The organism is Micromonospora sp. CA-111912, assembly GCF_050948415.1.
Lineage (GTDB): Bacteria > Actinomycetota > Actinomycetes > Mycobacteriales > Micromonosporaceae > Micromonospora.
The window spans coordinates 2,223,504-2,246,791 of record NZ_CP192007.1; the positions used below are offsets into that span (position 1 = coordinate 2,223,504).

12 protein-coding genes (1 of these 12 only partly in view) are annotated in these 23,288 nt (G+C 72.9%); 5 read left to right on the top strand and 7 right to left on the bottom strand.

Translation table 11 applies throughout. From position 1 onward, the window contains the following. Window positions 1-13,026, top strand: the 3' end of a protein-coding gene (locus ACQPZO_RS09705) for a type I polyketide synthase (RefSeq protein WP_433348953.1). 17,124 nt of this gene lie to the left of the window's left edge; 13,026 of the gene's 30,150 nt are visible here — the last part of the coding sequence; the start codon falls outside the window, past its left edge; its stop codon occupies window positions 13,024-13,026. A gap of 589 nt (window positions 13,027-13,615) precedes the next feature. Here ACQPZO_RS09705 and ACQPZO_RS09710 read toward each other — a convergent pair. The 6 genes from ACQPZO_RS09710 to ACQPZO_RS09735 all read right to left on the bottom strand — a co-directional run bounded on the left by ACQPZO_RS09710 (window position 13,616) and on the right by ACQPZO_RS09735 (window position 17,141). Then, a complete protein-coding gene (locus ACQPZO_RS09710) occupies window positions 13,616-13,981 on the bottom strand; it encodes a hypothetical protein (RefSeq protein ID WP_433348955.1) in 366 nt (121 codons plus the stop codon). 303 nt (window positions 13,982-14,284) lie between these two features. Next, on the bottom strand, window positions 14,285-14,602 hold the full coding sequence (locus ACQPZO_RS09715; RefSeq protein ID WP_433348957.1) for an aminoglycoside adenylyltransferase domain-containing protein: 318 nt from the start codon (window positions 14,600-14,602) through the stop codon (window positions 14,285-14,287). 1 nt (window position 14,603) lies between these two features. Continuing rightward, window positions 14,604-14,918: a nucleotidyltransferase domain-containing protein gene (locus ACQPZO_RS09720; RefSeq protein ID WP_433348959.1), complete on the bottom strand. Its 315-nt coding sequence runs from the start codon at window positions 14,916-14,918 to the stop codon at window positions 14,604-14,606. Window positions 14,919-15,065: 147 nt separating this feature from the next. Then, window positions 15,066-16,127 (bottom strand): amidohydrolase family protein, encoded by a 1,062-nt coding sequence (locus ACQPZO_RS09725; RefSeq protein ID WP_433348962.1) that lies wholly within the window; start codon window positions 16,125-16,127, stop codon window positions 15,066-15,068. 205 nt (window positions 16,128-16,332) lie between these two features. Further along, the gene (locus ACQPZO_RS09730; protein WP_433348964.1) at window positions 16,333-16,521 is read right to left on the bottom strand and encodes a transposase; all 189 of its coding nucleotides are present in this window, start codon (window positions 16,519-16,521) and stop codon (window positions 16,333-16,335) included. A gap of 68 nt (window positions 16,522-16,589) precedes the next feature. After that, window positions 16,590-17,141, bottom strand: a complete 552-nt coding sequence (locus ACQPZO_RS09735) for a sugar O-acetyltransferase (RefSeq protein WP_433348966.1) — start codon at window positions 17,139-17,141, stop codon at window positions 16,590-16,592. Window positions 17,142-17,228: 87 nt separating this feature from the next. Between ACQPZO_RS09735 and ACQPZO_RS09740 the strand changes: the two genes are divergently transcribed. The 4 genes from ACQPZO_RS09740 (at window position 17,229) to ACQPZO_RS09755 (ending at window position 22,500) form a co-directional block, all read left to right on the top strand. Further along, window positions 17,229-18,158 (top strand): LysR family transcriptional regulator, encoded by a 930-nt coding sequence (locus ACQPZO_RS09740; RefSeq protein ID WP_433348968.1) that lies wholly within the window; start codon window positions 17,229-17,231, stop codon window positions 18,156-18,158. 297 nt (window positions 18,159-18,455) lie between these two features. Beyond that, window positions 18,456-19,355, top strand: a complete 900-nt coding sequence (locus ACQPZO_RS09745) for an ABC transporter ATP-binding protein (RefSeq protein WP_433348970.1) — start codon at window positions 18,456-18,458, stop codon at window positions 19,353-19,355. Beyond that, complete coding sequence (locus tag ACQPZO_RS09750) at window positions 19,352-20,413, top strand: iron-siderophore ABC transporter substrate-binding protein (protein WP_433348972.1); 1,062 nt, start codon at window positions 19,352-19,354, stop codon at window positions 20,411-20,413. Before ACQPZO_RS09745 ends, ACQPZO_RS09750 begins: the two co-directional genes overlap by 4 nt. Further along, window positions 20,410-22,500: an iron ABC transporter permease gene (locus ACQPZO_RS09755; RefSeq protein ID WP_433348974.1), complete on the top strand. Its 2,091-nt coding sequence runs from the start codon at window positions 20,410-20,412 to the stop codon at window positions 22,498-22,500. Before ACQPZO_RS09750 ends, ACQPZO_RS09755 begins: the two co-directional genes overlap by 4 nt. On the opposite strand, the gene ACQPZO_RS09760 is transcribed toward ACQPZO_RS09755, so the two are convergent. Beyond that, the gene (locus ACQPZO_RS09760; RefSeq protein WP_433348976.1) at window positions 22,464-23,240 is read right to left on the bottom strand and encodes an alpha/beta fold hydrolase; all 777 of its coding nucleotides are present in this window, start codon (window positions 23,238-23,240) and stop codon (window positions 22,464-22,466) included. The two genes, ACQPZO_RS09755 and ACQPZO_RS09760, sit on opposite strands and share 37 nt — an antisense overlap. Window positions 23,241-23,288 lie beyond the last annotated feature (48 nt).

Sequence of the window (23,288 nt, forward strand, 5' to 3'; positions counted from 1 at the left end):
TTCGCTGCCGAGGGTTCGGCGGAGGCGGAGCTGCTGGATCAGACCGTGTTCACGCAGGCGGGTCTGTTCGCCGTCGAGGTGGCGTTGTTCCGCCTTGTCGAGTCGTTCGGGGTGGTGCCGGACTTCGTGGCCGGTCACTCGATCGGCGAGATCACGGCTGCGCACGTGGCGGGGGTGCTGTCGTTGGGGGACGCGTGTGTCCTGGTGGCGGCGCGTGGTCGGTTGATGCAGGCGTTGCCGGCCGGTGGCGGGATGTTGGCGGTGGCCGCGTCGGAGGCGGAGGTGCTGTCGACGCTGGACGGGTTCACCGACCGGGTCGGTGTCGCGGCGGTGAACGGTCCGTCGGCCGTGGTGGTGTCCGGTGCGGTCGATGCCCTTGACGAGGTGGAGCGGGTGTGGCGGGGCCGGGGCGCCCGGACGCGCCGGTTGACGGTGAGTCATGCGTTCCACAGTCCGTTGATGGAGCCGATGCTCGACGAGTTCCGTGCGGTGTTGGCGGGTTTGACGTTCGCGGCCCCGTTGTTGCCGGTGGTGTCGAACATGACGGGCGCGTTGGCTGAGGGCGACGAGTTGCGCACGCCGGAGTATTGGGTGCGGCACGTGCGGGAGGCTGTCCGGTTCGCCGACGGGGTGACGGCCCTGCGGGCGGCTGGGGTGGACACGTTCCTGGAGGTCGGCCCGCAGAGCGTGCTGACTGCGATGGCCGGTGACGTCCTGCCGGCCGGCGACGGCGTGTTGGCCGTTGCTGCCCAGCGCCGGGACCGGCCGGAGGCCCAGGCGCTGCTCGCCGCCCTGGCGGAGCTGCACGTGCACGGCGTTCCGGTGACCTGGACCCAGTGGCTCACCGACACCGGCGCGACCCGGATCGACCTGCCCACGTACGCGTTCCAGCGGGAGCGGTACTGGCCGGCGGCCGGCCGCCCGAGGTCCGGTGACGTCTCCCGGGCCGGCCTGGGCGACGCCGAACACCCGATGCTGGGCGCGGCGGTGGACCTGGCCGGCGACGACGAGATGGTGCTGACCGGCCGGCTGTCGCTGGCCACCCACCCGTGGCTGGCGGACCACGCGGTCTCCGGCATGACGATCGTCCCCGGCGCAGCCCTCGTCGAACTGGCGGTACGCGCCGGCGACGAGGTCGGCCTCTCCCGGCTGCGGGAGCTGACCGTGGCCGCCCCGCTGATGGTCCCCGACTCCGGTGGCGTGCGGATCCAGGTACGGGTCGACGGGTCCGCCGGCTCCCCGGAGCGCGCCGTGGCCATCTACTCGCGCCGCGACGACGACGCCGAGGCGGGCTGGACCCGGCACGCGGACGGCGTGCTCGAAGCCTCCTCCCCGGAGGAGCCGGGCATCGGGGCGTGGCCGCCGGCCGGCGCGTCCGAGGTGGACCTAACCGACTGGTACGCCGCCCTGGCCGGGCACGGCCTGGCGTACGGGCCGATGTTCCAGGGCCTGCGACGCGCCTGGACGGCCGACGGTGCGGCGTACGCCGAGGTGGCCCTGCCCGACGACGCGGCGGGCGACGCGGCGCGGTTCGGCGTCCACCCGGCACTGCTGGACGCCACCCTGCACCCGATCGGGCTGCTGCTTTCCGGCGCGGAGTCGGACGGCCCCCAGGTGCCGTTCGCGTTCTCCGGTGTGCAGGTGCACGCCACGGGGGCGCGGGTGCTGCGGGTGCGGCTGACCCGCGAGGGCTCCGGCGTGCGGTTGGTCGCGGTGGACTCCTCGGGCGCGGCCGTGGTGTCGGTGGACTCGCTGGTGCTGCGGGAAATGACCGGGGTGGCCGCCCCGAATCCGGCGACTCGGTCGCTGTTCGAGGTGGCGTGGCAGGCGGAGGAGGTCGTTTCCGTCGGTGATGCGGCCGGTTGGGTGTTGCTGGTAGCGCAGCCGGGGCAGCTCCATAGCGTCGGTGAAAAGGGTGTTGCCGGGTTGGCCGGCGAGTTGGTGGCCCGGGGTGAGTTGGCTTCGTACCCGGATGTGGTTGCGGTGGTGGATGCGGTCGCGGCGGGCGCGGCGATGCCGCCCGCGCTGGTGCTGCCGGTGTCCGCCGGCGCCCCCGGCCCTGCGGTGCCGTCGGCGCTGGTGCTGCCGGTGCCTGCCGGTGCTCCCGGCGTGGCGGTGCCGGAGTCGGTGCGCGAGGTGACGTCTGGCGTGTTGTCGGTCGTGCGGTCGTGGCTGGCGGCGGATGCCCTCGCGGAGTCGAGGCTGGTCGTGGTGACCCGAGGTGCGGTGGCGGCCCGGGACGGTGACGAGGTGACCGACCTGGCGGGCGCTGCGGTGTGGGGCCTGCTGCGGTCGGCGCAGTCGGAACACCCGGGCCGGATCGTCCTCGTGGACCTGGAACCCGGCGACGTGGAATTCGAGCTGCTCGCCGGCGCCACGGGTGCGGGCGGTCAGGTGGCCCTCCGCGCTGGCCGGGCGTTCGTGCCGCGTCTGGTGCGGGCGTCGGCGTCGGAGTCCTCGCTCGTGGTGGGTGAGGGTTCGGTGCTGGTGACCGGTGGTACGGGTGCGCTGGGTGCCCTCGTCGCGGAGCATCTGGTGGTGGCGCACGGGGTGCGGTCGCTGGTGCTGGTGTCGCGGCGTGGCCCTGACGCTGCGGGCGCGGCCGAGTTGGTGGAGCGGCTGGCCGGGTTGGGTGCGTCGGCTCGGGTGGTGGCGTGTGACGTGACGGACCGGGAGCAGGTGTTCGGGCTGGTCGCCGAAATCGCCTCGGCAGGCCGCCTCGCCGGTGTGGTGCACACCGCCGGCGTGCTGGACGACGGGGTCGTCGAGACGCTGACGGCTGAGCGGCTGGCGGGCGTGTTGGCACCGAAGGTGTCGGCGGGCTGGTGGCTGCACGAGGCGACGGCCGGGCTGGACCTGGACTTGTTCGTGTTGTTCTCGTCGATTGCCGGGGTGTTGGGTTCGCCGGGTCAGGCGGCCTATGCGGCGGGTAACGGGTTCCTGGACGCGTTGGCGGTGCACCGCAGGCAGGTGGGTCTGCCGGCGGTCAGCTTGGCGTGGGGGATGTGGGACACGGCGGGTATGGCGGCGTCGATCGGTGAGGTGGATCGGGTGCGGTCGGCGCGGTCGGGTCTGCCGCCGATGAGTGCCGAGACTGGTCTTGAGTTGTTCGATGCGGCGTTGGTGGTGGGGCGTTCGGTGTTGGTGCCGGCGGTGGTGGATGTGTCGGCGTTGCGGGCTGCGGTGTCGGGTGGTGTGGTGCCGCCGATGCTGCGGGCGCTGGTCGGCACGACCAGCACGCGCCGCCAGGCGGGACAGGGCGGCGACGGTTGGGCCGGACGGCTCGCCGGGCTCACCGAGGACGAGGGCCGGGACCAGGTCGCCCTACTCGTCCGGGGTCTCGTTGCGCAGGTGCTCGGGCATGGTGGGGCGGAGTCGGTGCCGGCGGACCGGGCGTTCCGGGAGTTGGGGTTCGACTCGTTGACGGCGGTGGACCTGCGGAACCGGTTGAACGCGGCGACGGGGCTGCGGCTGGCGTCGACGCTGGTGTTCGACTACCCCACCCCGGCCGTGCTCGCCGACCACCTGTGGTCCGAGCTGGCCGGCGTACGCCGGTCGACGGCGCAGCCGACCACCAGCGCGGTCGCCGGCACCGACGAGCCGATCGCCATCGTTGGCATGGCCTGCCGGTACCCGGGTGGGGTCGACAGCCCCGACCAACTGTGGGAGCTGCTGGCCGGCGGCGGGGACGGGATCTCGGAGTTCCCGGCGGACCGGGGCTGGGACCTGGAGTCGCTGTTCGACCCGGACCCGAACAACAGCGGCACCTCGTACACGCGACACGGCGGGTTCCTGTACGGGGCGGCGGACTTCGACCCGGGCTTCTTCGGGATCTCGCCGCGCGAGGCCCTGGCGATGGACCCGCAGCAGCGGCTGCTGTTGGAGGCGTCGTGGGAGTCGTTCGAGTCGGCGGGCGTAGACCCACAGCGGGTGCGGGGCAGCCGCACCGGCGTGTTCGCGGGCGTGATGTACCACGACTACGCGTCGCGGCTGATGGACATCCCCGGCGAGGTCGAGGGCTACGTCGGGACCGGCACGTCGGGCAGCGTGCTGTCCGGTCGGGTGGCGTACACGTTCGGCCTGGAGGGGCCGGCGGTGACGGTGGACACGGCGTGTTCGTCGTCGTTGGTGGCGTTGCATCTGGCGGTTCAGGCGTTGCGTAGTGGTGAGTGTGATCTGGCTCTTGCCGGTGGTGTGACGGTGATGGCGACGCCGGGGACGTTCATCGAGTTCTCCCGTCAGCGTGGCTTGTCGCAGGACGGCCGGTGCAAGTCGTTCGCTGCTGCCGCCGATGGCACGGGCTGGTCGGAGGGTGTGGGCGTCCTGCTGGTGCAGCGGCTGTCGGACGCGCAGCGCGAGGGTCGGAACATCCTGGCGGTGGTGCGGGGCACCGCCGTGAACCAGGACGGCGCGTCGAACGGGCTTACCGCGCCGAATGGTCCGTCGCAGCAGCGGGTGATCCGGCAGGCGCTGGCCAATGCGCGTCTGACGACGACTGATGTGGACGCGGTGGAGGCGCACGGCACGGGTACCACTTTGGGTGACCCGATCGAGGCGCAGGCGTTGCTGGCGACGTACGGGCAGGATCGTCCGGCAGGCAGTCCGCTCTGGCTGGGGTCGATCAAGTCGAACATCGGTCACACGCAGGCTGCGGCTGGTGTGGCGGGCATCATCAAGATGATCATGGCGATGCGGCATGGTGTGGTGCCGGCGACGCTGCACGTCGACGAGCCGTCCCCGCACATCGACTGGACGGCTGGCGCGGTCGCCCTCGCGACCGTGGCCACGCCGTGGCCGGCCGTGAACCGGCCCCGTCGGGCCGCCGTCTCCTCGTTCGGCATCTCCGGCACGAACGCGCACGTGATCATCGAGCAGCCGTCCGCCCCGGTGATCGAGGGTGTGGTTGTCGGTCGGGTGGTGCCGTCGGTGGTGCCGGTGGTGTTGTCGGGGCGTACGGGTGGTGCGTTGGCGGCGCAGGCGGGCCGGTGGGCGCGCTGGCTGTCGGCCGACGCTGCTCTGCGTCCGGTGGATGTGGCCTGGTCGTCGATCACCACCCGACCCGCCCTGGAACAGCGGGCGGTGCTCCTGGCGAACGACCGGGACGACCTGCTGTCCGCCCTTCGAGCCCTCGACGCGGGCGAGCCCTCCGGCGCGGCCGTCACGGGTGCCGCCACCGAGCGGGGCCGGCTGGCGCTGCTGTTCTCCGGCCAGGGTGCGCAGCGCGCCGGGATGGGCCGGGAGTTGGCGGCGGCGTTCCCCGTGTTCGCCGCCGCGCTCGACGAGGTGTGCGCCGAACTGGACGGCCGGCTGCCGCGCCCCCTTCGTGAGGTGCTGAACGCCGCACCGGGGTCCGAGACGGCGGGCCTGCTCGATCAGACCGTGTTCACCCAGGCGGGCCTGTTCGCCGTCGAGGTGGCGCTGTTCCGGCTGGTCGAGTCGTTCGGGGTCGTGCCGGACTTCGTGGCCGGCCACTCGATCGGCGAGATCGTCGCCGCGCACGTCGCCGGGGTGCTGTCCCTGGCCGACGCCTGTGCCCTCGTCGCCGCCCGTGGTCGCCTGATGCAGGCGCTGCCGGCCGGCGGCGGAATGCTGGCGGTGGCCGCGTCGGAGGCCGAGGTGCTGCCGACGCTGGACGGGCTGACCGACCGGGTCGGTGTCGCGGCGGTGAACGGTCCGTCGGCCGTGGTGGTGTCCGGGGCGGTCGATGCCCTCGACGAGGTCGAGCGGGTGTGGCGGGACCGGGGTGTGCGGACCCGTCGGTTGACGGTGAGTCACGCGTTCCACAGTCCGTTGATGGAGCCGATGCTCGACGAGTTCCGCACCGTGTTGGCGGGGTTGACGTTTGCCGCGCCCCTGCTGCCGGTGGTGTCGAACCTGACCGGCGCGCTGGCCGACGGCGACGAACTGCGCACCCCGGACTATTGGGTGCGGCACGTCCGCGAGGCCGTCCGGTTCGCCGACGGGGTCACCGCCCTGAAGGTGGCCGGGGTGGACACGTTCCTGGAGGTCGGCCCGCAGAGCGTGCTGACCGCGATGGCCGCCGACGTCCTGCCCGGTGAAGACGGCGTGTTGGCCGTCGCCGCCCAGCGCAAGGACCGGCCCGAGGCGCAGGCGCTGCTCGCCGCCCTGGCCGAGCTGCACGTGCACGGAGTGCCGGTGACCTGGACCCAGTGGTTCGCCGACAGCGGAGCGCAGCGCGTCGACCTGCCCACGTACGCGTTCCAGCACCAGCGGTACTGGCCCGAGGCCGCGCCCCGGCCGCTGACCGTCGAGGACGGACGCGACGCCGACTTCTGGGCCGCCGTCGAACGCGGCGACCTCACCGCCCTGGCCAGCCAGCTCGGCGACGACGCCGCCGTGGACGCCCTCACCCCGGCCCTGCCCGTGCTGTCGCAGTGGCGCCGGTCCCGGACCCGGGACACCACGCTGGACGGGTGGTCGTACCGGGTCGGCTGGGAGCCGGTCCGGCCGGCCCCGGCGACCGGACTGTCCGGGCGGTGGCTGGTCGTCACCGTCAGCAGCGGCGCCGACGCGGGCGTGGCGAAGACGCTGACCGAGGCCGGTGCCCGCGTCGACACCCTGACCGTGCAGCCGGCCCAGACCCGGGCCGAGCTGACCGAGCGGCTGCGCCGCATCGGCGACGAGGGCTGGGCGGGGGTGCTGTGCGTCCTGCCCCGGCAGGACCGGCCGCTCCCGCACGCGCCCGGGGTCCCCGCCGGCACGGCGGTGCTGCTCACCCTCACCCAGGCGCTGACCGACACGGGCCTGCCCGGCCGGGTGTGGGCGCTCAGCCGGGCCGCCCTGCCGGTCTCGACCGCGGAGCGGGCCGGCGACGTCTGGGCGGCGCTCGCCTGGGGCCTCGGCCGGGCCGTCGCCCTGGAACAGCCGGACCGCTGGGGCGGGCTGGTGGACCTGCCCGCCCGCGCCGACCGCGGCACCCGCGCCGCCCTTGTCGCGGTGCTCACCGACGGCACCCTCGACCAGGTGGCGGTGCGCCGCAACGGCGTCTTCGTCCGCCGCCTCGTGCCCGCCGCCCCGCCCGCCGGGCCGGGCTGGCAGCCTTCCGGCACGGTGCTGGTCACCGGCGGCACCGGCGCGCTGGGCCGGCACACCGCCCGGTGGCTGCTGGCCAACGGGGCCGCCGAGGTGGTCCTCGCCTCCCGGCGGGGTCCCGACGCCCCCGGCGCCGCCGAGCTGGTCGGCGACCTCGCCGGCCTCGGCACGGTGCGGGTGGTCGCCTGCGACGTCGCCGACGCCGAGGCCGTCACCGCACTCGTCGGCGGCCTGCCGGACCTCACCGCCGTCGTACACACCGCCGGCGCGTCCGGCGGCACCACCCCGGCGTACGGGCTGACCGCCGGCGAGCTGTCGGAGACCCTGGCCGGCAAGGTGCTCGGGGCCGTGCACCTGGACACCGCCTGCTGGGGCCGGGACCTCGACGCGTTCGTCGTGTTCTCCTCCGTCGCCGGCGTCTGGGGCGGCGGCGGCCAGGCCGGGTACGCGGCCGGCAACGCCCTGCTCGACGCGCTCGTCGCCGCCCGCCGGGCCGCCGGCCTGCCCGCCACCGCCCTCGCGTACGGGCCGTGGGCGTCCGAAGGCATGGCGGCCGGGGAGACCGCCGACGGCCTGCGCCGCCGTGGGTTCGCCCCGCTCGCGCCCGAGGCCGCCGTGGCGGCGCTGGGCCGATGGGTCAACGCCCCGGAGGCGGCGCCGGTGATCGCGGACGTGGACTGGTCGCGGTTCGTCGCCGCGTTCACCGCGGCGCGGCCGAGCGGCCTCTTCGACCGGGTCGCCCCGGCCGGGGTCGAACAGCCGGAGCCGCAGCCCGAGGAGGCCGGCGTCACCGCCGCCCTGCGGTCCCGGCTCGCCGGGCTGCCGGCGACCGGCCAGGAGACGCTGCTGGTCGACCTCGTCCGGGCGGAGGCGGCGGCGGTCCTCGGCCACGGCTCCACCGACCAGGTGCCGGCCGGCCGCGCCTTCCGGGAGCTGGGCTTCGACTCCCTCGCGGCCGTGCAGCTACGGGACCGGCTCGGCCGGGTCACCGGGCTGACCCTGCCGTCGACCGTGGTCTTCGACCACCCGTCGGCGCTGGAGCTGGCCCGCTTCCTGCGTACCGGACTGGTGGCCGGCGCGGCCGACGGCCCGGCGGCCGGCGTCACCGTGGTCCGGCCGGCGGCCGACGAGCCGATCGCGATCGTGTCGATGGCCTGCCGCTTCCCCGGCGGGGTGTCCTCCCCGCAGGAGCTGTGGCGGCTGCTGGCCGACGGGACGGACGCGGTGACGCCGATGCCCACCGACCGGGGCTGGGACCTGGACTCCCTGTTCGACAGCGACCCGGATCAGGTCGGCACCAGCTACACCCGCAGCGGTGGCTTCCTGACCGACGTGGCCGGGTTCGACGCCGCGTTCTTCGGCATCAACCCGCGCGAGGCCCTGGCCATGGACCCGCAGCAGCGGCTGCTGCTGCACGCCACCTGGGAGGTGTTCGAGTCCGCCGGCATCGACCCGCAGCGGGTACGCGGCAGCGCCACCGGCGTGTTCATGGGCACCAACGGCCAGGACTACGCCACCCTTCTGCTCGGCGCCCGGTCCCAGGTGGAGGGCTACCAGGCCACCGGCAACGGCGCGTCCGTCGTCTCCGGCCGGCTGGCGTACTCGTTCGGCCTGCACGGGCCTGCGGTCACCGTCGACACGGCCTGCTCGTCGGCGCTGGTCGCCCTGCACCTGGCCGCCCAGGCGCTGCGCTCCGGCGAGTGCGACATGGCCCTGGCCGGCGGCGTGACGGTGATGTCGACGCCGGGGGCGTTCCTGGAGTTCTCCCGGCAGCGCGGCCTCGCCGAGGACGGCCGGGTGAAGGCGTTCGCCGCCGGCGCGGACGGCACCGGCTGGGGCGAGGGCGCCGGCGTCCTGCTGCTGCAACGGCTCTCCGACGCGCAGCGCGACGGCAACCGGATCCTCGCCGTGGTGCGCGGCAGCGCGGTCAACCAGGACGGCGCCAGCAACGGCCTGACCGCCCCGAACGGGCCGGCGCAGCAGCGGGTGATCCGGCAGGCGCTGGACGTCGCCGGACTGACGCCCGGCGACGTCGACGCCGTCGAGGCGCACGGCACCGGCACCACCCTCGGCGACCCGATCGAGGCGCAGGCGCTGCTGGCCACGTACGGGCACCAGCGGCCGGCGGACCGGCCGCTGTGGCTGGGCTCGGTGAAGTCGAACATCGGGCACACCCAGGCCGCGGCGGGCGCCGCCAGCCTGATCAAGATGGTGCTCGCCCTCCAACACGAGCTGCTGCCGGCGACGCTGCACGTCGACGCGCCGACCCCGCACGTGGACTGGTCGTCGGGCGCGGTGGCGCTGCTCACCGAGGCCCGGCCGTGGACCGGGACGGACCGGCCCCGCCGGGCCGGCGTCTCCTCGTTCGGGATCAGCGGCACCAACGCCCACGTCATCATCGAGGAGGCGCCCGCGCCGCAGTCGGCCGCCGGCCCGGACCGGGGAACCGACCCCGCCGCGACGGACGGGCACCGGGTCGACCCGGAGCCGGCCACGGGCCCGACGCCCCTGCTCTCCGGGGCGGACCCGGCTGGGCTGCGCGCCCAGGCCGGCCGGTCGGCGGACCCGACGCCCCTGCCGTGGCTGCTCTCCGGGGCGGACCCCGCCGGGCTGCGCGACCAGGCTGGCCGGCTGGCCGACCTGGTGGCGGCCGGCGCGGGTGACCCCGGCCGGATCGCCTGGGGCCTCGCGGCGGGACGGGCCCACCTCGGCCACCGCGCGGTCGTCGTCGCCGCCGACGGGCCGGACCGGTCGGCGGCGCTGCGGGCGCTGGCCGCCGGTGAGCCGCACCCCGCGCTCACCACGGCCCGGCGTCGCTCCGGCGGCCTCGCCGTCCTCTTCTCCGGCCAGGGCGCCCAGCGCGCCGGCATGGGCCGGGACCTGTACGCCGCGTTCGGGGCGTTCGCGGCGGCGCTGGACGAGGTGTGCGGGCTGCTGGACGGCCTGCTGCCGCAGCCGCTGAAGCCGGTCCTGTTCGCCGAGCCGGGCACTGCCCAGGCGGAGCTGCTGGACCGGACCGTGTTCACCCAGGCGGGCCTGTTCGCCGTCGAGGTGGCGCTGTTCCGCCTGGTCGAGTCGTTCGGCGTGGTCCCCGGCCAGGTGGCCGGCCACTCGATCGGTGAGATCACGGCCGCCCACGTGGCCGGCGTGCTGTCCCTGGCGGACGCGTGCGCCCTGGTGGCCGCCCGGGGCCGGCTGATGCAGGCGTTGCCGGCCGGCGGCGGGATGCTGGCCGTCAACGCGCCGGAGGCCGAGGTGCTGCCGACCCTGGACGGGCTCACCGACCGGGTCGGGATCGCGGCCGTCAACGGCCCCAGCTCGGTCGTCGTCTCCGGGGCGGTCGACTCCCTCGACGAGATCGAGCGGGCGTGGCGGGGCCGGGGCGTTCGCACGCGCCGGTTGACCGTCAGTCACGCGTTCCACAGCCCGCTGATGGAGCCGATGCTCGACGAGTTCCGCGCCGTGCTGGCCGGGTTGACGTTCGCCGCGCCGGTGTTGCCGGTGGTGTCGAACCTGACCGGCGCGCTGGCCGACGGCGACGAGCTGCGTACCCCGGAGTACTGGGTGCGGCACGTCCGGGAGGCGGTCCGGTTCGCCGACGGCGTCATGGCCCTGCGGGCGGCCGGGGTGGACACGTTCCTGGAGCTCGGGCCGCAGGGCGTGCTCACCGCGCTCACCGCCGGCCTGCTGCCCACCGACTCCGACGGGACGGCGGTGGCGGCCCTACGGGCCGGCGCGGACGAGCCGGCCGCCCTGCTCACCGCCCTCGCCGCCCTGCACGCCGGCGGGCGGGACGTGGACTGGGCGGCGGTGCTCGACCCGCTGGCCGGACCCCGCCCGACCCCCCGCGACCTGCCCGACCTGCCCACGTACGCGTTCCAGCCGCAGCGCTACTGGCCGACGCTGACCGTGGCACCGGCCCCGGCCGCAGACCCGGTGGACGACGAGTTCTGGCGGGCGGTCACCGACGGCGACCTCGGCCGGCTGGGCATCGACCCGGACCAGCCGATGCGCCAGGTGCTGCCGGAACTCGACTCGTGGCGCCGACGCCAGCACCGGGACGGCACCCTCGACGGGTGGCGGTACCGGGTCACCTGGCGGCGGCGGCCGATGACCGTCGGCGATCCGGGCAGCTGGCTGGTGGTGACCCCCCGGCAGCAGGACCCGGGCGGGGTCGTGGCCGCGCTCACCGCTGCCGGGGCGACCGTGCACGTGCTGTCGGTCGACCCGGCCACGGTCACCCGCGACGCCCTAGCCGCCGACCTCGACCGGCTCGGCGCGGAGCACCTGCCGACGGGGCTGCTGTCCCTGCTGGCGCTGGACGACGCCCCGCACCCCGAGCAGACCGCCCTGCCGACCGGCCTCGCGGCGAACCTGCTGCTGGTGCAGGCGCACACTCTGCGGCCCGGCCCGGCCGTGCCGCTGTGGCTGGCCACCACCGGTGCCGTCGCCGTCGACGACGAGCCGGTCGCCCGTCCCACGCAGGCGACCACCTGGGGTCTCGGCCTGGTCGCGGCGCTGGAACACCCGAGGCACCTCGGGGGCGTCGTGGACCTGCCCGGCAGCCCGGACGAGGCGGCGTACGCGGCGCTGGTCACCGCGCTCACCAACGTCGAGGGGGAGGACCAGCTCGCGGTCCGGGGCGCCGAGGTGCACACCCGACGCCTGGTGCGGGACACCACCCGCCCGGTGGACACCGGCCGGGGCTACACCCCGCACGGGACCGTCGTGCTCACCGGCGGGGCGGGCGACCTGGCCCGGCACACCGGCGCGTGGCTCGCCCGGCAGGGCGCTGAGGTGCTGCCGCTGGAGGAGCCGGCGGCGGGCAAGCTCACCGACCTGATGGAGCAGCTCGCCGCCGAGGGTCGGCCGGTCACCGGGCTGGTGCACGTCCCGGCGGAGACCGGGTCGGTGCCGCTGGCCGAGCTAACCGTCGCGGCCCTGGCCGCAGACCTCGTCGCGACCGTGGGCGACGTCCCCCGGTACGCCGACGAGCTGGCCCACCGGCCGGTCGACGCCTTCGTGCTGTGCACCTCCACCTCGGGGGTGTGGGGCTCGGGCGGCCGGGCCGGTCAGGCGGCCGGCGACGCGCTGCTGCACGCCCTCGCCGCGAACCGCCGGCACGACGGGCTGCCGGCCACCGACGTGGCGTGGGGGCCGTGGCAGGACGACCCGGCGTCGCCGGAGCTGGAGCAACTGCGCCGGCGCGGGCTGCCGGGCCTGCCGCCGGAGCTGGCCGTCGAGGCGCTCGCCCGGGCGGTCCGCGACGAGTCGACCGTCGTGGTGGCGGACGTGCGCTGGGAACGGTTCGTACCGACGTTCGCCGCCATGCGCCCGTGCCCGCTGCTGACCGAGATCCCCGAGGCGCGCGAGGCGTTGCCCGCCGACGACGTACGCCAGCCGGCGGACGACGAGGCGGCGGCCGCTCTGCGGGAGCGGCTGCGTCCGCTCGGCGCGGGGGAGCGCGAGGTGATCCTCGTCGACCTGGTGTGCGCGCAGGCGTCCAGCGTGCTGGGCCACGCCGACGGCGGGACGTTGGAGCCCGACCGCGCGTTCCGGGAGGTCGGGTTCGACTCGATGACGGCCGTGGAGCTGCGCAACCGGCTCCGCGCCGCCAGCGGGGTGCAACTGCCCCCCAGCGTGGTGTTCGACTATCCGACCCCGGTGGCGCTGGCCCGGCACCTGCGCGACCAGCTCGTCGACGACGGCACCGTGACGGCCGCGCCGCTGCTGGCCGAGCTGGAGCGGATGGACGCCGTCTTCGCGGCCGACGCGCCGGACCGGCTGACCCGGCAGAAGCTGCTGGTCCAGCTCCAGGCGTTCGTCGCCCGGTGGGGCGACGACCGGGCGACGACCGAGGAGAAGCCCGTCACGCAGACCCTCGACGACGCGACGGATGCCGAGATCTTCGACTTCATCCGACGCGAACTCGGCGGCCCCGGCGGTGAGGTGCCTTTCGGCGAGACGCGCTGAGTATGGAGAGCTGTCCGTGGCGGGAACGGACAGCGTGACTCGCGGGTACTCGGCGGCGCTGGCGTGCGCCCCGGGCGGGGTCTCGGGCGATGTAGGCAGGCCCGCGCGGTCGGCCATGGCGATGAGCAGTTCGTGCCGAGCCGGCGGCGAGCGTGCCGGATCGGGCGTCGTCCGAGGTGTTCCGGCCGGTCAGGGCCTGTGGTCGAAGTCGGCCCACCTCGGCTCGGCGCGCGGGGTTCGCCGGGGCCCGCCCGCTGCGGGCTGTCAGGTCTGCTCCCTGGGGGAGGAGCGCCGGCGAACCCCTGACATGGCCCTGGTCCGTACAGCGGTCACGATCGAACGGTTTTTGCGCGCCCACCCGGGCCGGTGCCGGTTCCCGGGAGGCCGACCGACCCCGGAAACTGGTAGATCTTGGAAGAAAACGGCCCCTCCAGGGGCCGAAATCTTCCAAGATCTACCCGATCTCCGCTCATCGTCGCAACGGTGATCGGCTCATACTGGCGGCGGTCGCGCTCGCCTCGGCAAGCCGCGAAGCGGTGCGGCAGCCGAACGTTCTGGCGTCGATGGCGACCGGCCACTCTGGCGCTCGTCACGGCCTGATCTGCTGCTCACGACCATGCCGACGCCTGGCGCGAGAATCAAGGACCCAGCGGGTGACCATGAGGGCCAGCGAGGCCAGTAACAGCACGGCGCCGATCCACCGGCTCGGAGTGCGCCAAGTGCTGGGCGTGACCTCCGTGAGGTTTCCTAGCCCCAGGAGCACGTAGAAGCCCATGCACGCTGCCCCTGCGGCCCACAGCCGGGGGTAACGCACGGTCCGCCCGAACAGCCGAACCGTTGGAGCGCGCCGGGTGTAGATGAACAACCAGGCAGCAGCCCCGACCAGGGCGACAGCGACGCTGGCGAGCAGGATGTCCACGGCCGTTACGCCCGCCTCGTAGGTCGTCACGGGCATCACGGTAGCGGCACCACACAGCTGCCGCCTCCGGGCACTTGGACAGCCGTCGTCCGGTGCGGCGGGCTGCGGCGTGCGATGTCGGCCGGAGGCGCAGCCCGCCGGTGCGCAGCGCTCTTGATCCTGATGAGAACGTTTCGGCAATGGCGTGCCATGCCTCGTGTCCTCCGTCGACTGATGCGCGACACGCGTGCGCAACTGATCTGCGCCAACCTCAGCGCGCTGAGGTTGGCAGATCCGGATGGCCGAGTCGTGATGAAGCCGTTCCCCGGGGGACGATTCAGAGGTTGCTGGATCGGCGAGTCACCGCACTTGTGCGGTTTCGGCCAGAACGGTGTCGAGCACGTCGGCTATGCCTTGCTCATCAACCACGATCGCCGGATCGTGCTCGTACTGCTGGACCGCCTGCCGAACGGCCGTGAGCGACGGGTTCCGATTGAGGACCCACCCTGCGGCCTGCGCCTTTGAGCAGTGCACGTTCTCCACCGCGAATCGCCAGATCCGGCAGGCGATGAGAACCATGAAGGCGGCGTTCTCGGCGTCGTCGGTGAGTGACCGCCAGGCCAATAACCAGTGCCTGCCACGGTCAACGATCCAGTCGGCCGGAACGGATGCAATCACCTCACGTGCGGCGGTGCCCCGGAGAGCACGCCGGCGCGGTGGCGACCTCGGACGTCACGACGTGCACATCGATGCCCGCCGCGCTGCCCATATCTGCTTGACGAACCAAACGCTCAAGGGCTGCTACCTGGGCATCGGCAAGGCCACCATCGATGACGGCAAGCAAATCAATATCACTGCGGCCGGAGTGGAACCCGCCGGTCGGCAGGGAGCCATGCAGGATCACTGACCGCGCCGCAGCCCCGACGATGTCGGCAAAGGAGTCGGCCAGCAACTCTGCAACGGTCAGGGCGGGCAGTTCTCCGACGCCGACCACCCGATAGTTCTACCAGAACTCCTCAGGGTCCGCAGCCATGATCGGCTGCACGTTCATCGGCACGAGTGGATGCCGAGCGCCGACGCGTACTGTTACACACCGTAACGCATGGATCGCGGCAGATGCGGATGTTCAGCTCGTTCGGGGTTATCGGAGATCCGGTCGCTTGTGAACGCGCTTTCCGCGGACGATGACGGCTCGCGGCTTGTCGAGTTGGCTTGGGTCGGTCCGTGGGTCGGCGTCGAACACGACCGCGTCCGCTGGGGCTCCGTCCACCAAGCCGGGCAGCCCGAGGTAGGACCTGGCGGTCCAGGATGCGGCGGCGAGCGCCTCATGTGGTGATATGCCGGCGGCTATCAGAGCGCGAATCTCATGGGCGATGCCACCATGTGGCCGCGAGTCCGTGCCAGCCAGTACGGTGACCCCGGCCTCGACGGCAGCAGCTGTGAGCCGGGCGTGCGCGCTTGCTCCGGGCACGTACCAGCTGTTGCGTGCGCGTTCCGGGTCGGCGGTAATCTGCGCCAGGGAAGCGGTGATCACCGACAGTGTCGGAGTCAGCGCGGTGCCCTGCTCGGCCATACGCGGTAACAGCTCTGGGTCCAAGCCCATGCCGTGCTCCACGGAGTCCACACCCGCCTCGACTGCGGCCAATCCGCCTGCCGCGTGCTGTGAGTGCACCGCGAGGCGCCCACCGACCGCATGCACGCGCGTGACAGCCTCGCGTAGCACTTCGACCGGCATGACGTCGTCGTCAGGCCGCCAGTCGATTACCACCTTGGCCCACCCGGTGCGGGCTGCCTGCTCGGCCGCTACGGCGGGCAGGTCGGTCAGCTCTGGGCGGCGGCCCCAGCCTTCCATGAACTGTCCGTGCTGCGCGATCCACGGGCCGGCGTGGACGGCTCGCGGACTTTCGTCCGCTTGGCCGAACCAGTCAGGCGGGTCGCCCGCGAGGCCGGGGGCACGGATGAGCGTGACTCCCGAATCCAAATGCGCCCGAAGGTCCTCCCGTAAGACGGCGACATCCAGTGGCTGGCCTGGCGTCTCGGCTCCGGGGTGGGTATGCGCATCGACCAGTCCGGGCAGTATCCAGCCCTCGGCGACGAGCTCGGCACCGGCCACCGGATCCGTGGTCCATCGATCACCGTCGGCGTAGAGGTCGACCGGCTCGCCCTCGGGAAGAGCGAAACCGTGGACGCGCAGCACTGCCACCACACCACCCCCGCACCGACTCCCGCCCAGACGGGCAGATGGTCAGGATGCCACCTCGTTGGCTGACCCGATACGAGCAATGACCCGGATCTGGTGGCCCGACGGAAACCCGCGGCTGGAACATCCGCTCATCGGCTACTGATGTACTGGTGCTACGACCGCAGCCCGGCCAGGCTTGGTCGAGGTGACCGGCGGGGTAGCTCTCTCATCGGCTGCCCACCGCGAGTCTGCCGGGCAGGTCTCGCCAGGGTATCCCGGTGCGGTACCGGTAAACGATCGCTTCCACGACCCGACGGTGGTCGGCCCAGGGCCTGCCCCTACGCCCGATGTTGCTGGGCAGCAGAGCAAGGATGCGGTCCCACTGCTCGTCGATGAGGCGGCCGTGACGGGACATCGGGAACAGGACGCCCGTCCAGGCGAGCGCGCCGGCAGGAACTGCCTGCCGGCGCTTGCCCGGACGGGTCAGTCGATCGCCTTGACCACCCGCGCGGGCACTCCCGCGACCAGCATGCGGGCAGGCACATCACGGGTGACGACAGCGCCGGCAGCGACCACCGAGCCCGCACCGATGGTCACGCCCTGGGTGACCACGGCGGCCGCGCCGATCCAGACGTCGTCCTCGATCACGATCGGGGCGCTGGTGATGTACTCGCGCCGCTCGGCCAGCGGCAGCGGGTGCCCTCCGGTGATGAGGCTGACCTTCGGGGCGATCATGACGTTGTCGCCGATGCGGATGCCGCCGTGGTCCATGAACGTGCAGCCCTGGTTGACGAAGACGTTCTTCCCGAACCGCGTGTTCATACCGTGCTCGGTGAAGAACGGCGGGTAGATCGTCACCGACTCCGGCAGCGGACCACCGAACACAACCGCCAGTAGTTCCGCACGCGCCTCGGTATCGCTGAACGGCAGCACGTTCAGCCGCGAGGTCGCGTCGGTCACCTGTGCGATCCGCTCCGCATAGCGCGCGAACTCGGGCGTCTGGACATACATGGCCTGGTCTGTGGTGGTGGGCATGCGCTGATCCCAGCACCTCGGCGAGGCGCGATCAAACAACCCGAATGCGCCCAGACACAACCATTGGTTGTGGCCGTAGAGTGGGGTGTGGATATCGAAGCGCTGCGCACGTTCGTGGCCGTGGCCGGGGCCGGCCAGTTTCAGGGCGCGGCAGACGAGCTCGGGATCAGCCAGCAGGCGGTCTCCAAGCGGGTCGCGGCCCTGGAGAAGTACCTGGGGGTCGCGCTGCTGGTGCGCACCTCCCGCGGCTCCCGGCTGAGCCTGGACGGGCAGGTCTTCCTGCCGCACGCCAAGAAGGTCCTGACCGTCGCCGAGCAGGCCGAGCAGGCCGTGCGCCCCGGGGTACGCCCGCTGCGCGTGGACGTCCTCAACCGGCGCATCACTCCGGCCCAGGCCGTCTACCGCTTCTACCGATCCCGTCCGGAGGCCAGCCTGGACGCGGTCACGCTGGCCGAGGAGAACGCCGTCCAGGCCGCCCGGGCCGTGCTCGAAGGAACCATCGACGCCTCGTTCCGCGCCCTGCCGGCGGACCAGGTCCCGGCCGGGATCAGCGCCGAACGACTCCTGGACTCGCCCCTGGAGCTCCTGGTCGGGCCCAGTCACCCGCTGGCCAGCGCGGCCTGGGTCAGGCCCACCGACCTGGCCGGACACCGCATCTGGATCCCTGGGATCAGGCCGGGCACCGAGTGGGCGCAATTCTACCGGTCGCTGTCGCAGGCCTTCGGCCTGAGCATCGACGCGCTCGGCCCCAACTTCGGCGACGAGGCCCTGATGGACGCCCTGGCGGACTCGGCCTCGCTGGCAACCCTGGTCGGCAGCGAGGACCGCTACCTGTGGCCCCAGAGCTACTACCTGCGCCGCATCCCGCTGCGCAAACCGACCCCGCTCTACCCGCACGTGCTGCTCACGCGCACCGGGGACCAGCACCCCGTGCTGACCGCGTTGCGGGACCACCTGCGAGCCTCAAGACCGCGGACCACCGATGAGGTGTGGGTCCCGGACTGGGTGGCCCACTGACCGGCCGCCCGATTTGGCAGACACGTCCTAGCCGGGAAGCAATCATGCGGCCGACTCCGACTCCAAGCTGCTGCTCCTCCTAGCATGGATGACCAGCGAAGAGTGATCAAGACGACTCCCGGCGCGAATATGCCCTCGCATCGTGCTTGATGTCCGGAATCTCGGTCGCCGGTCCTGAGTGCAGGATTGCCGACACCCTGAACATCACCTAGCCTCCGTTAGGCAAGGCAACCCTTACTTGGCCTGCCTCGACCCGGGCATGCTGCGCCTGCCATCCCCGTGATTCGGAGCCGTTCGATGCCCGTGACCATTGAGCCCCTCGCCGATCGGCGAGGGGCCGCCAGCTCGGCAGCGGCGGCCGTCTTGCGTGGTGAACAGCTGGTGCTGCGCTACGGAAAGACGGCGGTGGTCCACGGCGTCTCGGTGGTGCTGGCACCCGGTCGCGTGACGGCGCTGGTCGGGCCGAACGGCAGCGGGAAGTCGACGCTGCTGCGAGCCCTTGCCCGGTTGCATCGCGTGGATGGCGGCGAGGTGCTGCTCGGCCACCGTGACGGGCAGCCGGAGCGCGCGGTGTCGCTGCTCAGCGTGCGTCAGTTCGCGCGGGAGGTCACGCTGTTCGCGCAGTCGCGTCAGGCCCCCCACGGGCTCACGGCGCACGAGGTCGTCTCGTTCGGGCGTCATCCGCACCGGCGCCGCTTCGCCGGCCCGTCCGTGGCGGACCGGAAGGCGGTCGGGCGCGCGATGAAAGTCACCGGCGTGCAGGACATGGCCGAGCGGCCGGTCGGCGAGCTCTCCGGGGGCGAGATGCAGCGCGTGTGGCTGGCCGCCTGCCTGGCTCAGGAGACCGGCGTCGTGCTCCTCGACGAGCCGACGAACCATCTGGACCTGCGCTACCAGATCGAGACGCTCGACCTGGTCCGGGATCTCGTCGACGAGCACGGCGTCGCCGTCGGCGTCGTGCTGCACGATCTCGACCACGCCGCACGCGTCGCGGACACGCTGGTCCTCATGCACGCCGGGCGCATCCACGCCGCGGGCGACCCGCTCGAGGTGCTCACCGCCGAGCACATCGGCGAGGTCTACGACCTGCGGGTGGAGGTCGAGGTCGACCCGCGCACCGGCCGCCTTCGCATCGACCCGGTCGGGCGGCATCCCGCACGGAACCGGAACGTCAAATCAGGAGAAGAACTCGCATGATCCCTGTCACCCGCCTCGCGGCCACCGCAGCGACGCTCACCGCGATCGCCGTGACGGCCACGGCCTGCGGCACCACGAAGGTCGACGAACCCGCCGCCGGCAGCTCGACCGTCCCCTCGTCGCAGACCTGCGCCGACGACAGGACGACAACATCGACCGGCCCGGTGTCGATGACCGACGGCGTCGGCCGCAAGGTCGAGCTCGCCAAGCCCGCCCAGCGGGTCGCGGTGCTGGAATGGCAGCAGACCGAGGACCTGCTCACGCTGTGCCTCACTCCGGTCGCGGCCGCCGACACGAAGGGGTACGGCACCTATGTGAAGGCGGAGCCGCTTCCAGCAGGTGTCGTCAACACCGGCGAGCGCGGCGAGCCCGACCTCGACGCGCTGTACGCCACGAAGCCCGATCTGATCATCGTGGAGGCGTTCAAGGCCGACGACGAGCAGATCACCAAGCTCGAAAAGCGCGGTGTCCCCGTACTCGCCACGGTCGGGGCCGACGCCAAAGGCCAGATCGCGAACATGAAGAAGGTGTTCTCGATGATCGGTCAGGCCACCGGCCGCACCGAGCGCGCCGATCTGGTGCTGCGGCAGTTCGACGAACACCTCGCCGCAGCCAGGAAGACGGCCGAGGCCGCGAACATCAAGTCCAAGGAGTTCCTGTTCTTCGACGGCTGGATCGAAGGCGGCAACGTCGTCATCCGCCCGTACGGCAAGGGTGCCCTGTTCACCGAGCTCGGCGAGCAGCTCGGCATGACCACCGCCTGGACTGACAAGATCAACGCGGCTTACGGCAGCGGCGGCGTCGACCCCTCGTACGGTCTCGCGCAGACCGACATCGAGGGACTCACCGCCGTCGGGAGCGCGAGCCTGTTCTACTCCGACGACGACACCCCGGACAGCTACGTCAAGGAACTGCGCAAGAGCCCGATCTGGACCGCGCTGCCGGCCGTGAAGGAGGACCGGGCGTACGCCTTCCCCGCAGGCGTCTGGGGTGCCGGCGGCCCGAAGTCGAACGAGCAAGCGATCGACGCGTACGTGAAGATCCTGACCGGGAAGTGAGCGACACCCCCGCGCCGCGGCCGGTGCCCGGAGTCGGGCTCGGTCGCGGCGCGAGCGGGGCGGCCGTCCTGGCCGTCCTGCTCGTCGTAGTCGTCGTGAGCGGGCTGTGGCACATGACGCAGGGCACCTCCGGGGTGGGCTTCTGGGACCTGCTGCGCCATCTCTTCGGGGCGCGCGAGGACGTCGGCGGCGTACCGGTCACCGACGTGCTGACCGGCTCCCGCCTGCCTCGCATGCTCGCCGGGATCGCGGTCGGCGTGGCGCTCGGCGCGGCCGGGGCGCTGCTCCAGTCGGTCACCCGCAACGCGCTGGCCGCTCCGGACACGCTCGCCGTCACCGCCGGGTCCTACTTCGCGCTGTGCGCGGTCGGCGCGTTCGGTCTCGCGGTGCCGTTGTGGGCCTCGGGCGCCGTGGCCTTCGGCGGTGGTCTGCTCGCCGCGGGGCTCGTGCTCGGCCTCGTCGGCACCGCTTCGGGCATCGGGTCGACGCGGCTGATCCTGGCCGGCTCGGCGGTCGCGATGGCCCTCGACGCGGCCACCGCCATGCTGCTGATCCTGTTCAAGGAGAGCACCACCGGGCTGTACGCCTGGGGCAGCGGCTCGCTCGCACAGCTGAACATCGACGCCGCCATGCGCGCCGTCCCGGTCATCGTCGTCGTGCTCGCCGTCGCCGTGCTGCTGGCCCGGCGACTCGACGTGCTCGGCCTCGGCGACGACACGGCCGCCTCGCTCGGCGTGCCGATCCGCTCGACCCGGTTCATCGCGGTGCTCTGTGCCGTCCTGCTGACGAGCATCTCCGTGACGCTGGCCGGTCCCATCGCCTTCGTCGGCCTCGCCGCGCCGGTCGTGGTGCGCCTCGCGGCCAACCGCATCGGTGTGCTGAGCCGGCACGTTTTCCTGATCCCGGCCTGCGGACTGGTCGGGGCACTTCTGGTGCTCCTCGCGGACGACGTGCTCCGGGCGGTTCTCGGCGCCCAGGCGGCCGCCTCGATTCCCACCGGAATCCCGACCTCGTTGCTCGGTGCCATAGTCATCGTGATCCTCGCGCTCCGGCTCCGCGATGCGGGAGCGGCACGAGGTGCACCCCGGGCCCTCGTCGCCATCCGCTCGCGCCGCCGCTTCCTCACCGTGGTGGTCGTCGCGGCCGGTCTGCTCGTCGCGGCGGTGCTGGTCGGCCTGCTGGCCGGCAGCCTGTGGCTACGCACCGGCGATGTCGCGCTCTGGCTCCAGAGCGCCGCGCCGGACCTGATCGGCCGGGCACTCGACGACCGCGCCCCACGGGTCGCGGCGGCCGTCGTCGCCGGTGCGGCGCTCGCGCTGGCCGGAACCGTCGTGCAGGGAACGGTACGCAATCCGCTGGCCGAGCCGGGCGTGCTCGGTATCACCGCCGGTGCCGGCCTCGGCGCGGTGATCGTGGTGACCTCGGGCGCGGCCGGCGGACGTCCCGCGCTCATCGTCACGGCCGTCGCGATGGGACTCGGCACCTTCGCGCTCATCGCCCTGCTGGCGTGGCGCGGGGGGCTCCTCCCCGACCGGTTCCTGCTCATCGGCATCGGCTGCGGCTACGCGCTCAGCGACATCAGCACCTTCCTGCTCCTGCGTGCCGATCCGTGGGACACGCCGCAGATCCTCACCTGGCTCTCGGGCACGACCTACGGCCGGTCCTTCGCCGACGTGCTGCCGGTCGCGCTCGTGCTTGCCCTCGCGACCCCCGCGGTGCTGGGAATGCGCCGCCAACTCGACCTCCTGGCGATCGACGAGGACACCCCGCGGATCTTCGGCGTCCGCCGGGAAGGCGCGCGACTGTCGCTGCTGACGATCGCGGCGGTCGCGGCGGCGGTGAGCGTGATCGCGGTCGGCGTGGTCGGCTTCGTCGGGCTCGTCGCTCCCCACATCGCCCGCAGCCTCGTCGGCGTTCGACACGGGCGCATCATCCCGGTCGCCATGCTGCTCGGCGGCCTGCTCGTCTGCGTTGCCGACACCCTCGGCCGTACGCTCATCGCCCCCTCGCAGATCCCCGCCGGGCTCATGATGGCCCTTGTCGGAGCACCCTATTTCGTCTGGCTGCTACGTCGCTCACGCGGCTGATCGGCGGCCTGCTTCACGAAGGCACGGATGAGCGCGCCGACCAACTCGGGACGCTCGGCGACGAGGCCATGCGTGGTACCCGGCACGATGCACAACTGCGCGCCGGGAATCGACGCGGCGATGAGCAGGCTGTGGCCGGGCGGGATCGTGTCACGGTCGCCCGACATCACGAGCACCGGCGCCGCGATCCGGGCGAGTGCCTCCGGGGCGATGTGCGGTTCGCTCCTCCAGAGGCGGAACAGCTTGGCGAGTACGACGTCCGCATGCTCCGGCCCGTCCGGCGACAGGCGTTCGTAGTGCATCTGCTCGACGTCCGGTTTCTGCTCCTCCCCGAGCGCATCGAGTACGGGGGCGGCTGAATCCGTGAACGCTGACGGGTCGAGGTTCGCGCTGATGGCGGTCAGCGAGCGCACCCGCGCCGGGTGGTCGAGGGCGAGCAGCAGCCCGATGATCGCCCCGTCGCTGTAGCCGACGATGTGCGCCGATTCGAGGCCGACGGCATCGAGGTACGCCAGGGTGTCGGCGACTCCGCGCGCGTACCCGTACTCCCCGTCGATGTCGGCCGACCGGCCGTGCCCGGGACGCTCGAAGGCGAACACCCGGTGATCCGGCACGAGCGCGTCGGACTGCGCCCGCATCGACTCGAGGGAGCAGAAGCCACCGTGCAGCAGAAGGACGGGATCGCCCTCGCCGGCGACTTCCGAATACAGGTCGACATCGCCGATCCGGAGGTAGCCCATCTGCTCCCGTCACCATTTCCCGAGTTTGTGAATTCGGCACAGCTCAGC

Bases quoted from the DNA above. Each gene is read 5' to 3' on its own strand.
- ACQPZO_RS09710 (WP_433348955.1), bottom strand. From the start codon at position 13,981: ATGCCCGTGACGACCTACGAGGCGGGCGTAACGGCCGTGGACATCCTG.
- ACQPZO_RS09730 (WP_433348964.1), bottom strand. From the start codon at position 16,521: ATGTCCCGTCACGGCCGCCTCATCGACGAGCAGTGGGACCGCATCCTT.
- ACQPZO_RS09735 (WP_433348966.1), bottom strand. From the start codon at position 17,141: ATGCCCACCACCACAGACCAGGCCATGTATGTCCAGACGCCCGAGTTC.
- ACQPZO_RS09745 (WP_433348970.1), top strand. From the start codon at position 18,456: ATGCCCGTGACCATTGAGCCCCTCGCCGATCGGCGAGGGGCCGCCAGC.
- ACQPZO_RS09750 (WP_433348972.1), top strand. From the start codon at position 19,352: ATGATCCCTGTCACCCGCCTCGCGGCCACCGCAGCGACGCTCACCGCG.
- ACQPZO_RS09760 (WP_433348976.1), bottom strand. From the start codon at position 23,240: ATGGGCTACCTCCGGATCGGCGATGTCGACCTGTATTCGGAAGTCGCC.